We start from the raw sequence: 21313 nt of genomic DNA, 5'->3' as shown, positions 1-21313 counted from the left end.
GTAACTCAGTGAGCAGCGGGCATGCAAGTTGTCTTGCTGTTTATCATTCAAAGGCAGCTTTTTCAGGGTGAAAAATTGTTCATCCCCGAGGGTGATGAGCAATTGTTTTAGTCGCTCATGGCAGATGTATGCAAATAGTTGGCGATGGCAACGAACTTGGGCAGCGTGACCGTTTCAGGACGACTCGCAGGGTCGATACCCAGTTCAGTGAGTGCATCGGCAGAGATCAGCTTTTTCAGAGTGTTTCGCATGGTTTTGCGGCGTTGCTGGAAAGCTTCCCGAACAACCCTTTCCAGCAGGTTTACGTCATCCGCCGGATAAGGTAACTCATTATAAGGCTCAAGCCGTACAATAGCCGAGTCAACTTTGGGGGCAGGTTTGAAACAGCCCGGACCCACTACGAACAGGTTGTCTACCTTGCAATAGTACTGGGCCATGATGCCCAGACGCCCATAGTGCTTTTCACCGGGCTGCGCTGCCAGTCTTTCCACAACCTCTTTCTGCAACATGAAGTACATATCGCTGATCAGTCCCTGGAACTCAAGCAGGTGGAAAATCAGAGGGGTGGATATGTTGTAGGGCAGGTTGCCCACCAGCCTCAGTGTTTGACCCTCTTTAATGAGAGAGGAGAAATCAAACTTGAGAGCGTCTCCTTCGTGAATTCTGAACTCAGGATTCAGGCCAAACCTGAGCTTCAGAGTCGGAATCAGATCCCTGTCCAGTTCAACCACGTCCAGTTGCCCGGCAGCGTCCAGCAGAAATTCGGTCAGTGCACCCTGACCCGGGCCAATTTCCACAATTCGGTCGCCCGCCTTTGGGTGTATGGAACGGATAATCCGCTGAATGACACCATGATCGTGCAGAAAGTTCTGACCAAATCGTTTACGGGCCTTGTGGTAGGGAATTTCAGCCATGCTTTTGGAAAACTAAACCAGCAATAGAGGGGCCGCTATAATAGCGGCAGATAAGCCATTTGGCTAGGAGGCCGACCGAGAATAGCGCCCTATTTGACGAACAAAAACGGATTTTCAGACCAATTTGCTGCCGCTGTACGACTGCATGGATGCAGGAGCTAGAGCAACGCAGGAGCAGTTGCCGACGACTGCATGGATGCAGGAGCTAGAGCAACGCAGGAGCAGTTGCCGACGACTGCATGGATGCAGGAGCTAGAGCAACGCAGGAGCAGTTGCCGACGACTGCATGGATGCAGGAGCTAGAGCAACGCAGGAGCAGTTGCCGTGTAGGGCAGTCTATTCTCGGTCAGCCTCCTAGTGAACCATATCGAGAGCATAACGGATTGCGGTAAACAGGCTGCCCGAATCGGCTTTTCCAGTCCCGGCCAGATCCAGAGCAGTGCCGTGATCGACAGAGGTACGAATAATGGGAAGCCCCAGGGTAATGTTGACGGCATTACCAAAGCCTTTGTACTTCAGAACCGGCAGACCCTGATCATGGTACATCGCCAGAACAGCGTCAGCAGTTTCAAGATATTTCGGGTTAAAGAGCGTGTCGGCCGGCAGGGGACCTACCAGATTCATACCTTCGCAGTTTAACTGATCCAGTACCGGAATAATGGTTTCTATTTCTTCCATGCCAAGGTGGCCCCCTTCGCCAGCGTGAGGGTTAAGGCCACAGACCAGAATTCTTGGATTCTCGATGGCAAATTTTGTGACCATATCCCTGTGGAGAATTCTGATGACTTCTTCCAGAGAATATTGTGTGATTGCAGACGAGACATCCTTAAGTGGCAGGTGGGTGGTGGCCAGAGCCACCCTGAGGCCTTCGGTTGCCAGCATCATAACGACTTTTTGAGTGTTGGTTTTTTCGGCTAGAAATTCTGTATGGCCACTGAAAGGAACGCCTGCATTATTGATCACTTCCTTGCTGATAGGAGCAGTGACCATGGCATCGAACAAACCGTTTTGACAACCTTCAATGGCATAGCTCAGCATTTCCAGAACGTAGGGGCTGTTGGCTTCATCCAGCTTTCCGGCTGAGCAGGATTTGGCCAGGGAGACAGGAGCAACAAGAAGAGTCCCTTCTCTGGCAGGTTCTTTTTCAGCAGGGTTGAATAATTCAAAGGCGACATCCATTCCCAGAGTGTCTGCACGCTGCGCCAGAAGCTCTGGATCGGCTGCGACCACTGTTTGCACTGGTAAATTCTGGTAAGCCAGTTGCAGGCAGAGGTCGGGTCCGATACCCGCAGGCTCGCCGGAGGTAATGATCAGTCTGGGCAATGTGTTGCTTGTCATAAGTCAGCCGTGAGCTATGAAAAATAAAGTGTATGCCAGAAAAGCGAGTTTATAAAAAAGCAACGCCCCGTAAAACCGGGGCGTTCTTTTCTTTTCGAGATGTCTCAGAGACGAATGTCTATGTAGCTCTGATCTCTGATTTCACGTAACCACACCTGAAGTTCTTCTTCAAACTTGCGGTTGCCCAGAATTTCACGGACTTTGTTTCTGCGGACCTTGTCGCTGATATCTGAATTACGTTTGCCCAATACCTGCAGTACGTGCCAACCGTATGAACTCTTGAAGGGTTCACTGACTACTTTTTCAGGCGTCTCTTTCATGGCTTTCTGGAATTCCGGAACCAGAGTCTTCGGAGAAACCCAGTTCAGATCGCCGCCATTGAGCGCTGAGCCAGTGTCGTCAGAGTATGCCTTGGCCAGTTCAGAAAAATCTTCACCTTTCTCAATGCGGTCATAGAGGCTTTTGGCGAGCATCTGCGCTTCAAGATTGCTGCGAATTTCGTTGGGCTTGATCAGAATATGACGAACGTGTATCTGATGTTCCATATGCTTCTCGTTACCACGAGTGTCGTTCAGTTTGAAGATATGAAAGCCACCAGGGCTGCGGATTGGTGCAGATACTTCTCCGTCAGTCATCTTCAACGCCTGTTCAGCAAATAGTGTTGGCAGCTGATCAGCAGAACGCCAGCCCAGGTCGCCACCATTTAAAGCGTTCTGGCCGCTGGAGTAGCTGAGTGCCATCTCGGAAAAGTTGGCACCTCTATCAAGCTGAATAGCAATATTGTTGGCTTTCTTTTCAGCTTCCCGAACCTGATCAGGTGTCGGGTTATCTGGCGTGGCAATCAGAATATGGCCCAGGCGATATTCAACTTGCATGCTGGCCTGTCCTTCCGGCGACTTGAGGAAGTTATCCACTTCCTGATCGCTAATCTGGATTCGCTCAGCAATCTGGCGCTGACGCACCCGGTTGATGATCATCTCGCGACGAATTTCTTCCCGGGCATCGGCGTATGACAGACCGCCTGATTCAAGATTTTTTCTGAAGGCCTCAACGGACATACCATTACGCTTGGCGATTTTGCTGATGGCGTCATTCAACGCCCAGTCATCAATGCGGATTCCGCCGCGCTGACCCATCTGCAGTTGCAGGTTTTCAAGAATCAGCTGGTCAAGAACCTGCTTCTTGAGGATGTTGTCAGGAGGCATGGGAATATCCCGGCTGCTCAGCTGACGCTGAACGGCCTCGATACGGTTGTTCAGCTCGCTTTCCATCACCACGTCTTTGTCGACGACGGCAACAATGCGATCAAGTGGTAACGGCTTGGCGTTAGCCGTACCGCCGACTACTGCAAGGGCGCAGCAGGCGGCAAAGAATAGACTCTTCAATCCCGTCATTATTACTTCTCGTGAATCTCGTAACCTTGGATACCTTGCAAGTATTCCGTTCCGGAGCTACCGGTTATATTACCCAGTCCACGAAGGATGAACTGGAAGAAAACACCGCTCTTCGGATCAGGGTGGTCGATATTATCGTCTGTTTCGATCCATGAACGCCAGAAAAACCGAACCTGATAACAGCAACTGTTGTATTCGACACCCGCAAGACTCTCCAGGTTCCTTTTGTTGGTTAAATCATATTGCCAGCGACCCAGACCTACCCAGTGGGTGGTTGCAGGGATGGGCCAGGCAAAGGACAGGTCGGTCTGCTTCACGTTGTTATCAGCAGTTTCAAAGATTGGATTGCCATTCTGATCGGTGCCGATCTGAATATTTTGTCCATCTTTGTCTTGAACATAGCGATCAACCTGATCCCTGAAACGGAAACCGAGGTTCAGAGTCTTGCGCTGTTCAGGCCGCCAACGATAGTAGAGACCATAGTTGTCCAGACGATTGTCGTTGGTATTCCAGGAGAAGTCCTGTCTCACACTCATTGTGCGATTGAAATTGTAGATGAATTCCGATGCCAGGGGGGATGTTGGATCAGTTAGCTCATTCCTGAGTCTTTCATCCATGGCGACAAAGTTTTCATCAATGTCCTCAGCCGGAACTTTCTCGTAACCTAAATTGTTGGCTATGTAGACTTTGCGATCCTGGAAATAGACAATCTGGCCAATGCCAAAACGCATCCGTTCAAAGCCATCGTCTTCAATCAGGCGGGAGGTAACACCCAGAGAGAGCTGGTTGGCATCGCCGATACGATCATAGCCACTAAAACGGTTATCGAGCCACAGAGAGCCGTAGGTGAAGCCCATGGCGGCGGTGTCAAAAATCGGGTTGAATTCCTGATTCTCGACATAGGGTACATAAAGATATTTGGCCCTGGGCTCCAGAGTGTGTGTAAAGTCAGTGCCAAACAGGTCGGTAAAGCGTTCAAAGTAGAGGCCGCTATCGAGGCTGAAGGAAGCCGCTGCGGTATTCGGAGATTTGGTAAAATCATTCGGGTCGATGACAGACTGACCATAGGCTCCCTGAAGGTCGTTGATCACTTCGCTTGCCACCAGATTGTTAAGGCTGTAGTTAACACTTCGAACCTTTACTTCTGGTGTCAGGAAGCCCCAAATGGTCTGCATTGGATAGCTGACACCTGCCTGACCGAAGGCCCGACCTCCTTCGGCTCTCTTGATACCATAACCCTCGTCGTAAACGCTTTCTCTGATATCCGGATCACCAAAGTCCGGATGCTGAATCTCTTTGACAAAACGCCAGTCTTTATCCCGACTGAACTGGGTGTAATCCGCCAGGTAATTGACCTGCAATGTTTCACCCGCTTGCCAGTTGCCACTGAAGACCAGCTGTGGAAGTTTGTTATAAGGGTCATCAGACGTCTGACTCATGTTCTTGAACTGGTGAGCATTGAGACTGAAGGTCCAGTTATTGTAAGTACTGCCGCCCAGATATCGGGTGCCTACCATTTGATTCAGTGGACCGGAACTGGACAGGTTAAGATTGGTACCGAAGTCTTCAATATAATTTTTGTCACTGGCGTCGGCATAATCGAGCTCTGCTGTCCAGCGTTCAGAAAAACGCTGTTTATAACGCACATTGGCCAGCCAGCGTTCCTGATCGTAATAGGGGTTTTCTTTTTCCAGCTTGTCCTTATTGGTTAGCCCGGCAATACCTGCTTCACCTTCTCCGCTTGCATTCATATAGCGGAATTGGTTTTCCAGCAGCAGGCCACGCCTGGACAAAATGCGAGGCGTGATGGTGGCATCGTAATTCGGGGCAATATTCCAGTAATAGGGCAGCGTAAAGTCAATGCCGTTCTCACTTTCTGAGCCTATTGTCGGGTACAGAAAGCCGGATTGACGACGATCATCAATGGGGAAGTACATGTAAGGGGCATAGAAAATGGGCAGCCCTTCGACCCGGATAACAGCATTTCGCGCTGTACCAAAACCGGTATTGGGGTCAAGAGTGACATTATTGCCTGTCAGCAGCCAGCTTTCATCACCAGGGCGGCAGGTGGTGTAAGAGGCATCTTCCAGCACCAGTGAAGAGTCTTCGTTCCGAATGATTTGTTCGGAGTTTCCTCTGGCATGGGCTCCATGCATGGCGTAACTGGCATTCTTGATGGTAACCCGGCCACTATCGAGCAGCATATCAGCGTAATCACCTACCAGCAGGGTGTCAGGTTCACGGTAGACCACGTTGCCTTCAAACTCGGCATAGTTGGTAGCGCGATTCATTCTGGCTGTATCACTCTGGATCTGACGATTGCCCTGTCTGATAGAGACGTTGCCTGTGAGAGTTCCTATGTCATTCTGACCAAAAGAGGATTCATCTGATTCGGCAATGATGGGTGCTGCATCAGAGTTGCCTGTGAAGTTTTTACCAGGACGGGAAGGCTCTGAATAGTCACCTGTGCACCAGGGCGTTGCCTGATCCAGTGCTTTCTGTTCATTCTCGCTGAGCTGGGATTTAGGCACCCAGTCAAGCGTTTCCCTGAGGTTGGCGCGGCTGTCGCTGGTTACGACAGTCGTCGTTTCACTGCTGGCCTTCTTTCGAGCGGATTTGGTCACAGCCGGCGCAACAGGGCGCATCGCCCGATTCATAACACCTGGCTCCATTGGCTCGGCGGTACACTGCCAGCCGGACTCATCCGGGCTGGCTTCGCAGCTCCAATGATCATCAGGTGACAGTGTGGATTCGGCATAAACCCGGGCAGTCGGTTGGCTGGCAAGCAGCACGGAAGCAATCGCCAGAGTTAATGTTGCCGGTTTGAAAGGTAGAGGGTATTTCTCCATGAGCTCAACTTTCCCGTGCCGTTCTTGTTACCATGGTTTGACGGTTTTTTGCACAACTCCGGTTTATGTCGGAGCGAGGCAATATGGTGTGCCATGGTTGATGGCTGTTTAAATCTGCCCTTTCATGCGCACAGAGAACCTTGTTACTCATCTTGCTGTCGGAAGCAGTATTTTCTGTCAATAAGGGCATCTGTATAGCAGTGTTTCGGGTCTTGTGTGTGGTTATCATGATCGCCAGCTGTTCTGAAAACATGAAGGTTCAGGTCAGTCTCTGTCAATTGCTGGCAGACCTCTGGAAATCGTAGAGCGAACATCTGCTTTTACCATGAGCTATTGTCCGGCTGAGCGTTTCAGGCGGACCGTGATTTTGCCCGAAGACTCCGCATTCCATGGTTTGTTGACAATTTATGACCGAGTCCGATTGCTCATGCAGTAAACAATCAGTAGGGTCAGTTATATCACTATTACTAGTCTGTGTTACTCTGTCTTTCAGTGCAATACATTTCAACACCTTGATGTTAAACCTTCAGTTGTTCAGTACGAATATTGCATAGACATTCAAGAGTAAAAGAGACATAGGCAATGGAGCCTCTGAATCTGTAGGTGGCCGCTCAATCAATACAGGATATGTAAAGCAAGTGACACCCTCTCCAAACGATCGCCTGCAGCAATTAAAGCAGTGGGTGTACAAGGCCTTACCGCCGAGTCAGGCTTTACTCGACCGGGCTGCCCAAATGATACCTGTGGGTGGTGATGCCGGCTTCAGGAGTTATTATCGATTGCAACTCCCTGAAGGCTCATTGTTGGCAGTAGACGCTCCGCCAGAAACTGAAGACTCCCGTGCTTTTGTCTCCATTGCCGGTTTGCTCAAGTCTCAGGGAGTCTCTGTGCCAGACATACGGTCGGTTGATTATCAGTCAGGCTTTATGCTGGTGGATGACTTTGGCGACACCCTGTTACTTCAAGCCCTGAATGATAGCACTGCTGACGAGTTCTATGAAAAGGCTCTGGATATTATTTTGCAAATCCAGAAGTGTGAGCCTGACACACTCCCCCCTTATAGTCGTGAAATGTTGATGACAGAGCTGGAAATCTACCCCCATTGGTTTCTGAAAGAACTGTTGGGGTTGGGCATTGAAGGTACCACCGGCAGGCAACTCAGCGAGCTGTTTGAACTTCTTACCGAGACAGCCTTGCAACAACCCAAGGGAGTCGTTCACCGTGACTTTCATTCCAGAAACCTGATGGTGCTTTCGAAAGGGAACCTGGGGGTCATTGATTTTCAGGGAGCCCTTCATGGTCCCGTGTTGTATGACGCTGTTTCTTTGCTGAAAGATTGTTATATCAGCTGGCCCAGAGACAAGGTGGAGAGTTGGTTGAGGATGTTTATCAAGTCTCACCCCCGGCTCAAGGATGTGAACTTTGAAACCAGCCTTAAATGGTTTGACTGGATTGGACTACAGCGACACCTCAAGTGTCTCGGAATATTCTCCCGACTCTGGTTCCGGGATAACAAGCCTCAGTACCTGTCAGAGATACCAGCGACCTTTGCTTATGTCATGGATGTTTGTGAACGTTACCAGGAGCTGGATTTTCATGCCAGATGGCTCAAGCAGTCTGTGGCACCGATTCTTAACGATTGTATTGCAGCTACACGGAAAGAGACTGAACAGTGAAAGCAATGATTCTTGCTGCGGGTCTGGGAAAAAGACTCAGGCCGCTGACTTTGGAAAAACCCAAGCCACTGGTGGAAGTGGCTGGTAAGCCACTGATAGTGCATCATCTGGAAAGGCTCTCGGAGAGTGGCTTCACAGACATAGTGATCAATCATGCCTGGCTGGGAGAAAAACTGGTTGCGGCTCTGGGCAATGGCAGCCATTGGGGTTTGAATATTGAATATTCAGCGGAGTCTGAGCCTCTGGAAACCGGTGGGGGCGTGTTCAGGGCGTTGCCGCTGTTGGGGGATGATCCTTTCCTGCTGGTCAATGGCGATGTTTATACTGACTTTGCTTTCCAGTCTTTACCAGATACACCCAGGGGGTTAGCTCACCTGGTGTTGGTGGATAATCCTGACTTCAAGGAAGTCGGTGATTTTGCCCTGGACAGTCTTGGACGGGTTCATAAAGATGGTAAGAACAAGCTGACTTTCAGTGGGCTGAGTGTATTGTCACCCGAACTCTTTGCGGATTGTAAATCCGGAGCCTTCAGGCTCGCACCTCTGTTGATTGATGCGATGGCCTCGGGCAAAGTGGCGGGAGAACATTATTGCGGACTCTGGACTGATGTCGGCACAGTGGAACGCTTGCAGAGTCTGGAAGAACATTTAAATCAGAGCAGGGCAACATGACGGCAATTCTGATCGGTGTATTCGCCGGTTTTATGTTTGGAGGACCTTTCGGGGCGTTTTTGGGTGGCATACTGGGCGCCTGGTTGAACCGTAATTATATTAATCCCAATCAACGCTACGGTGGCGGTCCCGGGGGGCATTTTAATCGGCAGCGCGCCCAGAGTGCATTTTTTCAGGCCACTTTTCTGGTGATGGGCAAGCTGGCCAAGGCTGACGGGCGAGTCAGTGAGCATGAGATTGAAATGGCATCGGCCATTATGAATCAGATGCGTCTCTCACCGGATCAGCGTGAGGCTGCAATCAATCTTTTTAACCAGGGTAAGCAGCCTTCGGCAGATATTAGTGCCGCCTTGGCTGAGTTTCGCAGAGTTGCAGGTTCAAGTACCCTGCTTCCCCTGTTCCTTGAAATTCAGCTGCAGGCTGCATACGCCGATGGCAGCCTGACTCAGGCTGAGCGGGTTGTTTTCAAACAGGTATGTGATCAACTGGGTGTCAGTAAGATCAGTTTTGAGTTGCTTCACAAAAGGTTTCAGGCTCAGAGAGCTTATTATCATGCCGGGGGGGGGCAGGGTGGCGGCTGGGCACGTCCAGACAGCGGAAAAAGTCTCTCCAAAGCTTATGAAGTGCTGGGGGTTGAATCTTCTGCGACAGACAGTGAAGTGAAAAGAGCCTACCGTAAGCTGATGAGTCAGCACCATCCAGACAAGCTGGTGGCCAGAGGTCTGCCCGAGGAGATGATGGAAGTCGCCAAGCAGAAAACTCAGGAAATCCAGGCGGCTTACGACCAGATTCGAGAGCACCGGAAAAGTAAGTAATTCTGGTGTATTTTTGTAGGGAACTTTCCCGAGAGGGAGAGGGCTAATGTTTCTCTCAAGTGCAGAGCATGGATTGCCTTTAGTATTGGAAGGGACGCCATCTCTCTCAGGAGATTCTTTCATTTATGTAATGTGTGTCGTGCTTATCACTGAGTTGGTCAACCATGAAAGAAAGTAAAAATGAAACTGATGTGCAAAAGAGGTTGCTGAGTGAGATAAAGCAAGTACCTCCTGAATTCTTACCGGCACTGTTGACTATTGTTCATAGCTTTCGTGAGAGTGTTGCCTTCGATAGTGCAGAAAATTCGTTTGAAAAAGGCTGGAAAGAAATTACTGAAAACGACCTCAAGCCCATAGAGGATCTGTGGCAAGGTCTTGAGCATTGATAAAGCTTCAATACACGCCAGAATTCAAACGCTCACTGATCAGGTTATTTAAAAAATACCGCAGTATTCGAGAAGACCTGGAACCGCTTCTAGATACGTTGGCAGCGGGACAAACACCCGGCGACAGACTTCAGGTGTCCGGCGACGTTTTGTATAAAGTCAGGTTAAGAAACAAGGATTCGAAGCGAGGCAAAAGCGTTGGATATCGAGTCATCTACTATCTGAAAGCCCAAAAAGATATTATTTTGGTAACCCTCTATAGCAAAACAGAGCAGTCAGATATTCAAGCCAGTGAGATTCAGAATATAATTGACCGTTACCTGCGATAGTTCGGACTAGCAGCCTGTCGGACTTAAGCGCCCGTAGCGAGGATTGCGAGAAATTGAGGATAAAAATTTCTGCTTCTGAGGAGAATAGCGGGGCTATTTGACGAAGAGGCAGGAATTTTTAGACCAATTTATCGCAACCGCACGACTGCACGGATGCAGGAGCTAGAGCAACGCAGGAGCAGTTGCCGCGTAGGGCAGACTTAAGTCCGACAGGCTGCTAGTGTCTGTCGATTAAATAAGTCAATTGGAAATATTATGAGATACCTTTTGACTGCCTTGTAAGCTCTACTCGAAGATTCGAGAGCACCGGAAAAGTAAATAATTCGGGAGCATTTAGTCAGGAGCTTTCCCGAGAGGGATAGGACTAATGTTTCTCTCAAACGCAGAACATGGAATGCCTGTTGCATTGGAAGGGACGCCTTCTCTCTCTCAGGAGATTCTTCCATGAATATTGTCAGACAGCGATTCATGTACTGGCACATTCCATCCACGACCCGGGTTGTTTTGAAAAGAGAGCGTACCGAGGTCTACTGCTTTTATCCAGTGAAACGGTTGAAACAAGTAAGGAGTTCTGTGAGGTATATTCGCTGTCAGATTTATGAACCTGCTGCAAAAACAATATGGGATCGAAGAGTCACTCTGAGCTGAGCTTCAGCAAACTGGCAGGTGCAGCCTTGGCAATCTGCCAGAACGTTTTCACTATGAAATCAGGCTTTACTCCCTTTGAGACCAAATCATGCGAGGTAAGTCAATCCGACCAGCGGAATAATAAAGGCCCAGCCAATCCCCGCCCTATCTGAAATCCACCCCATTATTGCGGTAAGCACCGCGCCACCAGGAATCGCCATAATCAGGCAGCTTACAGGCTCAAAACCCATGGTTCCGGGGGCGGGCCCGTTTGAGCCCAGCCTTCTGTTTTATGACAAAATCGGGTCGTGAGGTTGCGACAGGTATTCTTTGGATTGCATCTCTTGCAGGCGACTGATCGTGCGCTGGAATTCAAAGTTCAGCTTGCCGGAGGTATAGAGTTCAGGCAAGGGCGTTGCAGCAGTCAGAATGAGCTTAACGTTGCGGTCATAGAATTCGTCAACCAGATTGATGAAACGTCTGGCCTGATCGTCTTTCTTCTCGCCCATCTGGGGTACATTTTCCAGAATGACGGTTTGGTAAAGGCAGGCCAGCTCTATGTAGTCGTTCTGGCTTCTTGGACCGTCACAGAGTGCCCCGAAACTAAACCAGCCTATGTCTTCGCAGGTGCGTTTGCTGTTGATGGAGCGGCCCGCTATCTCAATGACGTCGGCTTCCCTGCAGTGGCTGATGTCCGGTGCAAGGTCATTGAATGTTTTCTGCAAATGCAGATCAGCTTCCGCTCCCAGGGGGTTGAAGTAAGTGTCTGCTTTTTCCAGCAGACGCAGGCGATAGTCGGTGCCGCCATCAACGTTGACCACCAGGGTATGTTCTTTTATCTGGGCAATGGCTGGCAGGAATCGGGCTCTTTGCAAGCCGTCTTTATAGAGTTGATCGGGTATCACGTTGGAAGTCGCCACCAGTGTAATGCCTCTTTGAAAAAGTTGCTCAAAGAGTCCACCCAGAAGCATAGCGTCGGTGATGTCTGAGACAAAGAACTCGTCAAAGCAGATGACCCGGGTTTCTACAGCCAGTATTTCTGCCACTTTATCCAGAGGGTTTTTTTCTCCGGACAGCTTTTTCAGTTCACCGTGAACCCAGCGCATGAAGTGATGAAAGTGCATGCGTTTTTTCTCGGAGAACGGGAGGCAGTCATAAAAGGTGTCCATCAGATAGGTTTTGCCCCGGCCAACGCCACCCCAGAAGTAGAGTCCACGAACAGTGTGGGGTTCTTTGCCTGCAAAAGGGTTGATGCGTTTGAGCAGGGAGGTGCGCGGAGCTTCAGCGGTCAGCTGATCAAAAAGACGCTGAAGATGCTGAACCGCTGCTTCCTGAGCCGGGTCATAGCTGAAGCTGTCTTTCTTTAAGTCCTGCTGGTAACGAGATTCCGGGGTCATGCTAGTCATTCAGTTGTTATTTCACTAGGTCCGTTGTTTACGGGTGTCATATCCAGGGTTGTTGAAACCGTTCCGGCTCATTCCTGTATCGGCAGGCATAAGTCGAACTACCACCATTACCGCAGTCTGGAATAACGGAGCACAATGTATCCTTCCGGCTTCAGCAGGACAAGGTATGTTTTGGCATCCCGATGTTACACAACCGCTCTATACTTTGCGCATAAAAGATTATAACTTTGACAGCAATAAAGGACGTGAAATGTTCCACCCAATGAGGCGATGCTGTGGAAAATGTGAATGTACTTTGGTTTTTAGGCAGTTTGGCATTTCTGGCGGGTATGGCCGGTGGCGCACTTTTGTATCATCTTCTGGCAGGTTCCCGTTCGGATCGAGGCAAAATGGAAGCTCAGCTGATCGAACTGGAAGCTGATTTCAAGCAGTATCAGGATAACGTAGCCGATCATTTCAACACAACGGCTCACCTGATTAACAAGCTGACGGACAGCTATAAAGATGTCTATGAGCATATGGCTAACGGAGCTGATTCACTGTGTAACGATGACAGTGTCAAGAACAAGCTCAGTGATTCTCTGATCAGCAGCACAGCTCTGTTGTCGGGTCAGATTCCCAAGCGTCATAGCGAACGTGCGAAGCCTTTGGAGCAGCCACTGGATTATGCACCCAAGACAACAGCTCCGGATGAGAAAGGTACTCTGTCTGAAGACTTCAGGGTAACAACTGAAGCTCAAGAGGCGGTGAGTAGCCAAAAAGCTTCCTGATTCTTTTAAAAAGTCTGCAAGCCAGCAACAGAAGCGAGCGCAAAATTCCAACACTCCGCTCCCGGGCCGAGACCCAAAAGGCCCGGGAGCGTGGGAACCGGAGTTTTACGACAGCCCCAATGGCGGGGCTCTATGATCAGGACAGAGAGTCGAGGTATTTCTCGGCATCCAGAGCTGCCATACAGCCTGTGCCGGCAGAGGTAATAGCCTGACGGTAAACGTGATCCATAACGTCACCCGCAGCGAATACGCCTTCTCTGGAAGTCAGTGTTGCATTGCCTTCTGAACCGCTGTTGACTTTAATGTAGCCGTCTTTCATTTCCAGCTGGCCTTCAAAAATACCAGTGTTCGGCGTATGGCCGATGGCAATGAAGCAGCCTTCAGCGTTGATTTCGCGGGTCTCGCCAGTATTGACATCCTTGATGCGAACGCCTGTCACGCCCATACTATCTCCCAGTACTTCATTCAGAGTGGCATCGAGAGCCAGCTCCATGTTGCCGTTTTCTACTCGGTCGATCATCTTGTCCTGCAGAATTTTTTCTGCACGGAAGCCCTTGCGGCGGTGAATGAGTGTAACTTTCTTTGCAATGTTGGAAAGATAGAGGGCTTCCTCGACAGCGGTGTTACCGCCACCCACTACCACGACGTCCTTGTTTTTGTAGAAGAATCCATCACAGGTGGCACAGGCAGAAACACCTCTGCCCTTGAAGGCTTCTTCACTGTCCAGACCCAGGTAGCGAGCGCTGGCACCAGTGCTGATAATCAGGGAGTCACAGGTGTAGGTATCGTTACCTTTCAGGGTGTATGGCTTCTTGCCCAGATCGACTTCTTCGATATGATCAAAGATGATTTCGGTACCAAAGCGTTCTGCATGGATGCGCATATCTTCCATCAGGCCGGGTCCCTGAAGACCTTCGGGGCCTCCTGGCCAGTTGTCCACGTCGGTAGTAGTCGTCAACTGCCCGCCCTGTTGCATACCAGTGATCATAACCGGCTTCAGGTTTGCCCGGGCAGCGTAAACCGCAGCTGTGTATCCTGCAGGACCGGAACCCAGAATCAGCAGCTTGACGTGCTTGGCTTCACTCACATTTTACTCCTCGATCAGGAATGACTGTCAGAGACAAAGAGAATCTCTGTCGGTAAAGGATTCATAATTCGTTAAACTGTGTGAATAATAACGGCTTGTGCTGACGAGAACCAGAATCTCTTCAGCGATTGGTCTGTATTCGTCATCAACTTCACTGCCAATTGTCAGCAGTTGTGTAACATCAATAAAAGGAACTCTGCCATGCCGACGCCTGCACCGGGAAGTGGACCCGGTTATTTTTTCAAGGGCATATCCTATCTTCCCGATCCGGCCATCCGCCTGTTTGTGTTGATTCCCCTGACCGTTAATATTCTGGTGTTTGGATTCCTGATCTATTTCGGTCTTCAGCAAATGGGCGTGCTGATGGAGCAGCTGCTTAACTGGTTGCCTGACTGGCTGTCTTTCCTTGAATTCCTGCTCTGGCCCCTGTTATTCCTGGCCATGCTGGGAGTTGTCTTTTTTACTTTTACCATCGTCGGGAATTTTATTGCGGCACCCTTCAATGGGCTTCTTGCCGAAAAAGTTCAGAACCTTCATGGCAAGACAGACCTGCCGGAATACGAGTTGAAAGACTGGCTGACCCTGTTACCCAGAGCCATAGGCCGGGAGGTCAGAAAACTCATCTACTACCTGCCCAAGGCCGTGGTTTTGTTAATTTTATCCTTTATTCCCGTGGTGAACCTCGTCACCCCTGTGCTCTGGTTTCTGTTCAACAGCTGGATGATGTCGATCCAATACTGTGACTATGCCGCGGACAACAGGGGGGTGTCGTTTAATGATATGCTGGAGCGTCTAAAGCAGGATCGAAATTACGTCTGGGGCTTTGGTACAGCCGTCACACTGTTTATGCTGATTCCTTTTATCAACTTACTGATCATGCCCGCTGCTGTCGTGGGGTCGACACTGCTTTGGGAAGACAGGATTGAGTAGTGCAGAAGCCTTTCGGGCTAAGGAATCTGGTGTTAGGCTTAATTCAGTTTTTCGACTCAAAGGCCCGGAGGTCAATTAATGAGCTGTCTTTTCTGCAAGATCGCCGAAGGGGAGGTCCCCGTCGACAAGGTCTATGAAGACGACGATGTTCTTGCGTTCAGGGATATCAATCCCCAGGGGCCCGTTCATGTTCAGGTCATTCCCAAGAAGCATATCGCAACGCTTAACGATGCCACTCCGGCAGATCAGGCGGTTTTGGGGAAAATGGCGCTGGTGGCCAGTCAGATCGCTAAAGATGAAGGTTTTGCCGAAGACGGCTACAGAACGGTGATGAACTGTAATAGTCATGGCTGTCAGTCGGTTTACCACATTCATCTCCACCTGATTGGTGGTCGTCAGATGAGCTGGCCACCGGGCTGACGAGCCACGGCTGTGACTCAGGCTTCGATAATCTCAAAGCTGTGGGTGATTTCTACATCACCCTTGCCCAGCATCTTGGCAACCGAGCAATACTTGTCTGCAGACAGCTCTATCGCACGCTCAACATGGGATTCTTTTACTGCGGTGCCTTTAACCACAAAGTTCAAGTGAATTTTGGTGAAGACAGCAGGTACAGCGTCGGCACGTTCAGCCTGAATATCAACGTGGCAGTCAACGACCTTCTGGCGAGCTTTTTTCAGAATACCGATCACATCGACGGATGAACAGCCACCCAGACCCATCAGAATAAGTTCCATCGGGCTCGGTGCAGATTTAACATTTCTATCTGCATCCATGACAACAGAGTTATTACTGTCAGTCAGTCCCAGAAAACGTTCCTTATCCACCCATTTAACTTGTGCTTTCATTACAGCGTATTTCCTTTCTTGAACAGGGCTCTCAGTCTCAAAACCGCAAGCTTTGGAAGTCGGGAGCTTGTGATGGAGGTTTCATAAGAGCAGCCAGAAAAATATCCCCATCGTCTTTTATCCAAATCCAATGGGTATCAAGCCGCTATCTTACCTCAGCAGCAGGATGTCAGGCTAACCGGGATTATCCTGTGAATGTCACGCTCTCTGAGCAGGAGCCATCACGGTCCTAAGAGCAGTGATACTGGTAAGTCGGAAGCAACATAATAACGGCCGGGAATGTTAACGAGTTTTTTTGGAACAAAACCGTAAAAAGCCTGTTTTTTCAGGCAGTGTATTAAGTAAACCCGAATAAGCATGGCTATATTGCTGTTTTACAACCTCATTTCTCCCGGAGTTGGCAATCATGTTCAATAAAGTCAGTGCGCTATCGGGTATAGTAGTCGTGACAGCAATGCTTTCTGCATGTACCTCCAATGAAAGCTATACGGTCGTGGTGAATCAGGTTTCTCCTACCGGTGTAGGAGCAGAACTGGGAACGGTGACTGTTTCTGAAGCCTCCGGAGGAGGGGTGCAGTTCACACCTAATCTTTATGACCTGCCGCCCGGAGAGCATGGTTTTCGTGTTCATGAAAACCCCAGCTGCGAACCGGGCTCCAAAAATGACCTAATGCTGGCAGCCCTGGCAGCCGGAGGGCCTCTCGATGATTTGCCCGGGCTTACTGTAGACGACAAGGGTTTCTCCACAGTTCCGGTGGTTGCCAAGAATTTGAAACTGACTGATTTGAAAGGACGCTCGCTGGTCATCCACTCCGGCACTGCTGTCATTGGCAATAACACGCCAGAAGGTGTCGATTCAAGGATTGCCTGCGGGGTCTTCAAGTAGTGATAGTTGGGCGTTTGAGCGGATGGAACCCGGGCCAGGGGCTGGAGGCAGCAATGCGACAGCCTCCTGGCTGCTGGTCTTCAATCTGCGGTGTTAAAGGTATTGACTAAACAGTTTTTTCAACCCTTCACCCGGATCTTCCTGACGCATAAAAGCTTCACCGACCAGGAAGCTGTTCACGCCCTTCGAGAACATACTATCCACGTCTTCTGTTGTATGGATGCCGCTTTCTGTAATCACTTTTCTGCCTTCCGGAATCTCACTGAGCAGAGAGAACGTATTGTCCAATGTGACTTCAAAAGTATGCAGATTTCGGTTATTGATGCCCAGTAATGTTCCTTCCAGCGGTAAAGCACGTTCCAGCTCATCGGCACCATGGACCTCTACCAGAACATCCATCCCCAGGTCCAGGGCAGTGCTGCTGAACTCCTGAAGTTCACCATCTGTGAGGCAGGCAGCGATCAGCAGGATACAGTCTGCACCAATCATGCGGGATTCATAAATCTGCCATGGGTCGATCATAAAGTCTTTGCGCAAAACAGGCAGGGCACAGGCTGAGCGGGCTTCCTGAAGGTAGCTTTCGGCACCCTGGAAAAAGTCCTTGTCAGTCAATACGGACAGGCAGCTGGCACCTGCTTTTTCGTAGCTCCGGGCAATGCTGGACGGATCAAAATTTTCGCGAATCACCCCTTTGCTGGGAGACGCTTTTTTGATTTCGGCAATGATGGCTGCCTGCTGGGCTTCTGTCCGGGCTTCCAGGCTTTTGGCAAAGCCACGGGTCTCTTCAGTGTGACGGGCTCTGGTAATAACTTCCTGCATGGACAGTGCTGCCTGACGCTCTGCGACTTCTTCACGTTTTCTCTCAACAATTGTGTTGAGGATGGTTGGCATAGACATTTGTTACCCCTCCGCAATCACTTGTGTGAAGCTGGCCAGCTCACGCATTTTTTCCAGGCCCAGCCCGCTGGCAATAGCATCCTGTGCCATGGCGATCCCTTCCTGCAGACTGCTGGCGACACCGGAAACATAAATGGCCGCACCAGCGTTCAGCGCGATCATGTCTGCCGCTTTGTTGGCGTATTCGCCTTCCCATTTACCCAGGGCGTCCCTGATTAGCGCCAGTGAGTCCCCGGAACCTTCTACACTCAACCCGATCAGGCTCCGGGATTCAATGCCAAAGTTCTCTGGCTTGATCACGTATTCATGAATTTCGCCGTCTTTCAGCTCAGCTACAAAAGTTTCGCTGGCGATACTGATTTCGTCCAGACCATCCATAGAGTGTACGACCATGATGTGCTTGTTGCCCAGCTCACGCAGAACCTCGGCCATAGGGCGGCAGAGTTCACGGGTAAACACACCGATGACAAGGTTTTTTACACTGGCGGGGTTGGACATGGGGCCCAGGATGTTGAAGAAGGTTCTGATGCCGAGCTCCTTGCGGACACCGACAACGTTTTTCATGGCGGAGTGGTGAGCCGGAGCAAACATGAAGCCCACCCCCACTTGTTCAGTACAGCGTGCTACCTGTTCAGGACTGATACCCAGCTGAATGCCTGCTCTTTCCAGCAGGTCAGCACTGCCGCTGGAGCTGGATACCCCCCGGTTGCCGTGCTTGGCAACAGAGGCACCGGCGGCGGCAGCGACAAATGAGGAAGCGGTTGATACATTGAACAGGTGTGCACCATCACCCCCGGTGCCGACAATATCCACCAGGTGGTCAGCGTTAACCTCAACCGCGGTAACCATTTCTCTCAGTACCTGGGTGGCCCCGGTAATTTCTTCAATGCTTTCGCTTTTCATGCGCATGGCGGTCAGGAATGAGCCAATCTGGGCATTGGTGCACTGGCCTGTCATGATGTCGCGCATGATGCTCATCATCTCGTCACGGCTCAGGTCAAGACGGCTGACAGCGCGGGAAATGCCCTCTTTAATATTCATGTAATCTGGCTCCAGTCGGGGTTGTCAATCGTTCTTCTGAATGTCTGTCTGTAAAGTATGGCTTCTGTGACCATGGTCTTTATTGCTTCAGGAAATTTTCCAGCATGTCGTGGCCTCGGTCGGTCATGATGGATTCCGGATGGAACTGGACGCCTTCCAGGGGTAAGGTCTTGTGGCGAATCCCCATGATCTCATCCATGCTGCCATCTTCGTGCTGAGTCCAGGCGGTAATTTCAAAACAGTCTGGCAAGCTCTCTTTTTCAACAACCAGTGAGTGGTAGCGGGTTGTTGTGACCGGATTGGGCAGGCCTGTGAATACACCCAGCCCCTTGTGATAAACAGGTGAAACCTTTCCATGCATGACTAGCCGGGCTCGGACTACTTTGCCACCAAAGACCTGACCTATGCTCTGGTGTCCCAGGCAGACACCAAGAATGGGCTTCTTGCCACTGAATTGAGCAATGGCTTTCATGGAGATACCGGCCTCATTGGGTGTGCAGGGGCCGGGTGAAATGATTATACGTTCCGGGTTGAGGGTTTGGATCTGTTCCAGAGTTATGTGGTCGTTACGATGCACTACCACTTCCTGACCCAGTTCGCCAAAGTACTGAACCAGATTCCAGGTGAACGAATCGTAGTTGTCGATCATTAAAAGCATCTTAGTTTCGCTCCCCTGTCTGCTTCTGGTTGCTGGAAGCAGCAGACAGACCTGTCTGAGCCATGGCAACGGCTTTGAAGAGGGCTCGCCCCTTATTCATGGTTTCTTTCCATTCCATTTCGGGAACTGAGTCGGCGACAATGCCTGCACCAGCCTGTACGTGGAGTTTGCGATCTTTGATCACGGCAGTGCGAATGGCAATGGCAGTATCCATGTTGCCGTTCCATGCCAGATAACCCACTGCTCCGCCGTAAACCCCGCGCTTGACAGGTTCCAGTTCATCAATAATTTCCATGGCGCGTACTTTCGGTGCGCCACTGAGAGTACCTGCTGGCAGTGTTGCTTTGAGCACATCCATGGCATCCATACCGTCTTTTAAACGACAAGTGACATTCGACACTATATGCATAACGTGAGAGTAACGTTCAATGATCATCTTGTCGGTCAGGCTAACACTGCCCGTTTTTGCTACACGTCCAACGTCGTTTCTTCCCAGGTCGATGAGCATCAGGTGTTCTGCCAGTTCTTTGGGGTCATTCAGCAGTTCTTGTTCCAGTGCCTTATCCCGCTCTTCGGTAGCACCACGTTTACGAGTACCGGCGATAGGTCTGACGGTGACTTCACCGTCTTCAAGACGGGCCAGAATCTCAGGTGATGAGCCTACGACATGAAAATCACCCAGATCCATGTAATACATATAGGGAGATGGGTTAGTGCTGCGCAGAGCCCGGTAAAGATTGAGTGGTGAGCTGTCAAAAGGAATGGTCATGCGCTGGGATGGAACCACCTGCATAGCGTCTCCAGCCAGAATGTATTCTCTGATAGTTTCTACTGCACCTTCAAAGGCTTCCTGACCGAAACCGGATTTGAAATCATTTTCCCGGGCAGGGTTCAGTGAAGCCTGTGCCGGTGGCAGTACGTTGGTCGTTTGCAGCCTCCGCACCAGGTCATCCAGTCGAAACTCTGCTTTTTCCAGGGCAGCAGGTTCTGACGGGTCAGCATGAGTCACCAGAATCAACTTGCCACTGAGGTTGTCAAATACCACCAGTTCATCAGAAACCATCAACATGATGTCCGGGTTGTTTAGCTCATCTTTTGGTGCTGTTCGTTTCAGTCGTTCTTCAATATAACGGACCGTGTCGTAAGCAAAGTAGCCTACCAGTCCGCCGGTAAAGCGGGGCAGATCAGGGAGCTCAGCCACTTTGTAGCCTTGTTGAAACTGTTTAATAAAGGTCAGAGGGTCTTCCGGGTTATGCTCTTCAACAATCTGACCATCGGTTTCCAGTGTGACCTTGCAGTCAGGGCTGTAGCCTGACACCCGGAGTATGGTTCTGCACGGTAGTCCAATCATGGAGTAGCGTCCCCACTTTTCTCCGCCTTCCACGGACTCAAGCAGGTATGAATAGCGACCATTGGCCAGCTTCAGGTAAGTGGTCAAGGGTGTGTCCAGATCCGCCAGGATTTCCCGGGTTACAGGAATACGGTTATATCCTTCGCGGGCCAGACGAGAAAATGCTTCAGGCGTCATACTGGCCTCTTTATTATCAGGCTGTTTAAAAAGTACTTAAAAACGCAGGGTTTTGGCTGAGTTGGGGCTTTTTAATCAGGCGCAGGGCCAGCCAAGCCATCGCCGGGAGGAAAGCTTTGAGGTAGGGGTAGAAGGTCTCACTGATAGTTCAGTGGCTCTTGTATTGATGTATGTCTCTGAATGACTTGCTATCACTGCTGGCTCCGCAATTATTTTGGGCGCAGTCGTACGAATAAGATTTGAAGACTATATGACTGCAAGGG

20 protein-coding genes are annotated in these 21313 nt (G+C 50.2%); 9 read left to right on the top strand and 11 right to left on the bottom strand.

All coding sequences use genetic code 11. The annotated features are described in order from the left end of the window. Positions 1-107: 107 nt before the first annotated feature. The 4 genes from rsmA to P6910_RS17840 all read right to left on the bottom strand — a co-directional run bounded on the left by rsmA (position 108) and on the right by P6910_RS17840 (position 6495). Positions 108-914, bottom strand: a complete 807-nt coding sequence (rsmA, locus tag P6910_RS17855; protein ID WP_317142604.1) for a 16S rRNA (adenine(1518)-N(6)/adenine(1519)-N(6))-dimethyltransferase RsmA — start codon at positions 912-914, stop codon at positions 108-110. 354 nt (positions 915-1268) lie between these two features. Next, on the bottom strand, positions 1269-2252 hold the full coding sequence (pdxA, locus tag P6910_RS17850) for a 4-hydroxythreonine-4-phosphate dehydrogenase PdxA (RefSeq protein ID WP_317142603.1): 984 nt from the start codon (positions 2250-2252) through the stop codon (positions 1269-1271). Positions 2253-2356: 104 nt separating this feature from the next. After that, positions 2357-3646, bottom strand: a complete 1290-nt coding sequence (locus tag P6910_RS17845; protein WP_317142602.1) for a peptidylprolyl isomerase — start codon at positions 3644-3646, stop codon at positions 2357-2359. A 2-nt stretch (positions 3647-3648) separates the two neighbouring features. After that, complete coding sequence (locus P6910_RS17840) at positions 3649-6495, bottom strand: LPS-assembly protein LptD (RefSeq protein WP_317142601.1); 2847 nt, start codon at positions 6493-6495, stop codon at positions 3649-3651. Positions 6496-7133: 638 nt separating this feature from the next. On the opposite strand from P6910_RS17840, the gene P6910_RS17835 reads away from it, so the two are divergent. The 5 genes from P6910_RS17835 to P6910_RS17815 all read left to right on the top strand — a co-directional run bounded on the left by P6910_RS17835 (position 7134) and on the right by P6910_RS17815 (position 10372). Beyond that, positions 7134-8171: an aminoglycoside phosphotransferase family protein gene (locus P6910_RS17835; RefSeq protein WP_317142600.1), complete on the top strand. Its 1038-nt coding sequence runs from the start codon at positions 7134-7136 to the stop codon at positions 8169-8171. 5 nt (positions 8172-8176) lie between these two features. Further along, entirely contained in the window at positions 8177-8842 is a 666-nt protein-coding gene (murU, locus tag P6910_RS17830) for an N-acetylmuramate alpha-1-phosphate uridylyltransferase MurU (RefSeq protein ID WP_317146568.1), read from the top strand. Next, a complete protein-coding gene (gene djlA / locus P6910_RS17825; RefSeq protein ID WP_317142599.1) occupies positions 8839-9657 on the top strand; it encodes a co-chaperone DjlA in 819 nt (272 codons plus the stop codon). The genes murU and djlA overlap by 4 nt, the downstream gene beginning before the upstream one ends. 164 nt (positions 9658-9821) lie before the next feature. Beyond that, positions 9822-10043, top strand: coding sequence for a hypothetical protein (locus tag P6910_RS17820; protein ID WP_317142598.1), 222 nt, complete (start codon positions 9822-9824; stop codon positions 10041-10043). Next, positions 10040-10372, top strand: a complete 333-nt coding sequence (locus P6910_RS17815; RefSeq protein ID WP_317142597.1) for a type II toxin-antitoxin system RelE/ParE family toxin — start codon at positions 10040-10042, stop codon at positions 10370-10372. Before P6910_RS17820 ends, P6910_RS17815 begins: the two co-directional genes overlap by 4 nt. 917 nt (positions 10373-11289) lie before the next feature. Here P6910_RS17815 and zapE read toward each other — a convergent pair. Next, positions 11290-12396 carry a cell division protein ZapE gene (gene zapE / locus P6910_RS17810; protein WP_317142596.1) on the bottom strand — a complete coding sequence of 369 codons (1107 nt, stop codon included), beginning with the start codon at positions 12394-12396 and terminating at the stop codon, positions 11290-11292. 284 nt (positions 12397-12680) lie between these two features. On the opposite strand from zapE, the gene P6910_RS17805 reads away from it, so the two are divergent. Next, complete coding sequence (locus P6910_RS17805) at positions 12681-13175, top strand: YhcB family protein (RefSeq protein WP_317142595.1); 495 nt, start codon at positions 12681-12683, stop codon at positions 13173-13175. A 136-nt stretch (positions 13176-13311) separates the two neighbouring features. Here the strand turns inward: P6910_RS17805 and trxB are convergent, their stop codons facing one another. Next, on the bottom strand, positions 13312-14262 hold the full coding sequence (gene trxB / locus P6910_RS17800) for a thioredoxin-disulfide reductase (protein WP_317142594.1): 951 nt from the start codon (positions 14260-14262) through the stop codon (positions 13312-13314). Positions 14263-14463: 201 nt separating this feature from the next. Here trxB and cysZ point away from each other — a divergent pair, with 201 nt between their 5' ends. Together cysZ and P6910_RS17790 are read left to right on the top strand one after the other, a co-directional pair. Then, on the top strand, positions 14464-15192 hold the full coding sequence (gene cysZ, locus P6910_RS17795; protein ID WP_317142593.1) for a sulfate transporter CysZ: 729 nt from the start codon (positions 14464-14466) through the stop codon (positions 15190-15192). Positions 15193-15270: 78 nt separating this feature from the next. Then, on the top strand, positions 15271-15612 hold the full coding sequence (locus tag P6910_RS17790; protein WP_317142592.1) for a histidine triad nucleotide-binding protein: 342 nt from the start codon (positions 15271-15273) through the stop codon (positions 15610-15612). Positions 15613-15629: 17 nt separating this feature from the next. Here P6910_RS17790 and P6910_RS17785 read toward each other — a convergent pair whose 3' ends face one another. After that, positions 15630-16040, bottom strand: coding sequence for an OsmC family protein (locus tag P6910_RS17785; protein WP_317142591.1), 411 nt, complete (start codon positions 16038-16040; stop codon positions 15630-15632). Positions 16041-16446: 406 nt separating this feature from the next. On the opposite strand from P6910_RS17785, the gene P6910_RS17780 reads away from it, so the two are divergent. Next, entirely contained in the window at positions 16447-16926 is a 480-nt protein-coding gene (locus P6910_RS17780) for a superoxide dismutase family protein (RefSeq protein ID WP_317142590.1), read from the top strand. Positions 16927-17019: 93 nt separating this feature from the next. Here P6910_RS17780 and trpC read toward each other — a convergent pair whose 3' ends face one another. The 4 genes from trpC to trpE all read right to left on the bottom strand — a co-directional run bounded on the left by trpC (position 17020) and on the right by trpE (position 21050). Further along, positions 17020-17823 carry an indole-3-glycerol phosphate synthase TrpC gene (gene trpC, locus P6910_RS17775; protein WP_317142589.1) on the bottom strand — a complete coding sequence of 268 codons (804 nt, stop codon included), beginning with the start codon at positions 17821-17823 and terminating at the stop codon, positions 17020-17022. Positions 17824-17826: 3 nt separating this feature from the next. Continuing rightward, positions 17827-18864, bottom strand: coding sequence for an anthranilate phosphoribosyltransferase (trpD, locus tag P6910_RS17770; protein ID WP_317142588.1), 1038 nt, complete (start codon positions 18862-18864; stop codon positions 17827-17829). Between the two features lie 79 nt (positions 18865-18943). Next, a complete protein-coding gene (locus P6910_RS17765; protein ID WP_317142587.1) occupies positions 18944-19522 on the bottom strand; it encodes an aminodeoxychorismate/anthranilate synthase component II in 579 nt (192 codons plus the stop codon). Between the two features lies 1 nt (position 19523). Further along, positions 19524-21050 (bottom strand): anthranilate synthase component I, encoded by a 1527-nt coding sequence (gene trpE / locus P6910_RS17760; protein ID WP_317142586.1) that lies wholly within the window; start codon positions 21048-21050, stop codon positions 19524-19526. Between the last annotated feature and the right edge of the window lie 263 nt (positions 21051-21313).

This window comes from Endozoicomonas sp. 8E (assembly GCF_032883915.1).
Lineage (GTDB): Bacteria > Pseudomonadota > Gammaproteobacteria > Pseudomonadales > Endozoicomonadaceae > Endozoicomonas_A.
This window is presented reverse-complemented; position numbering and strand designations above follow the sequence as displayed.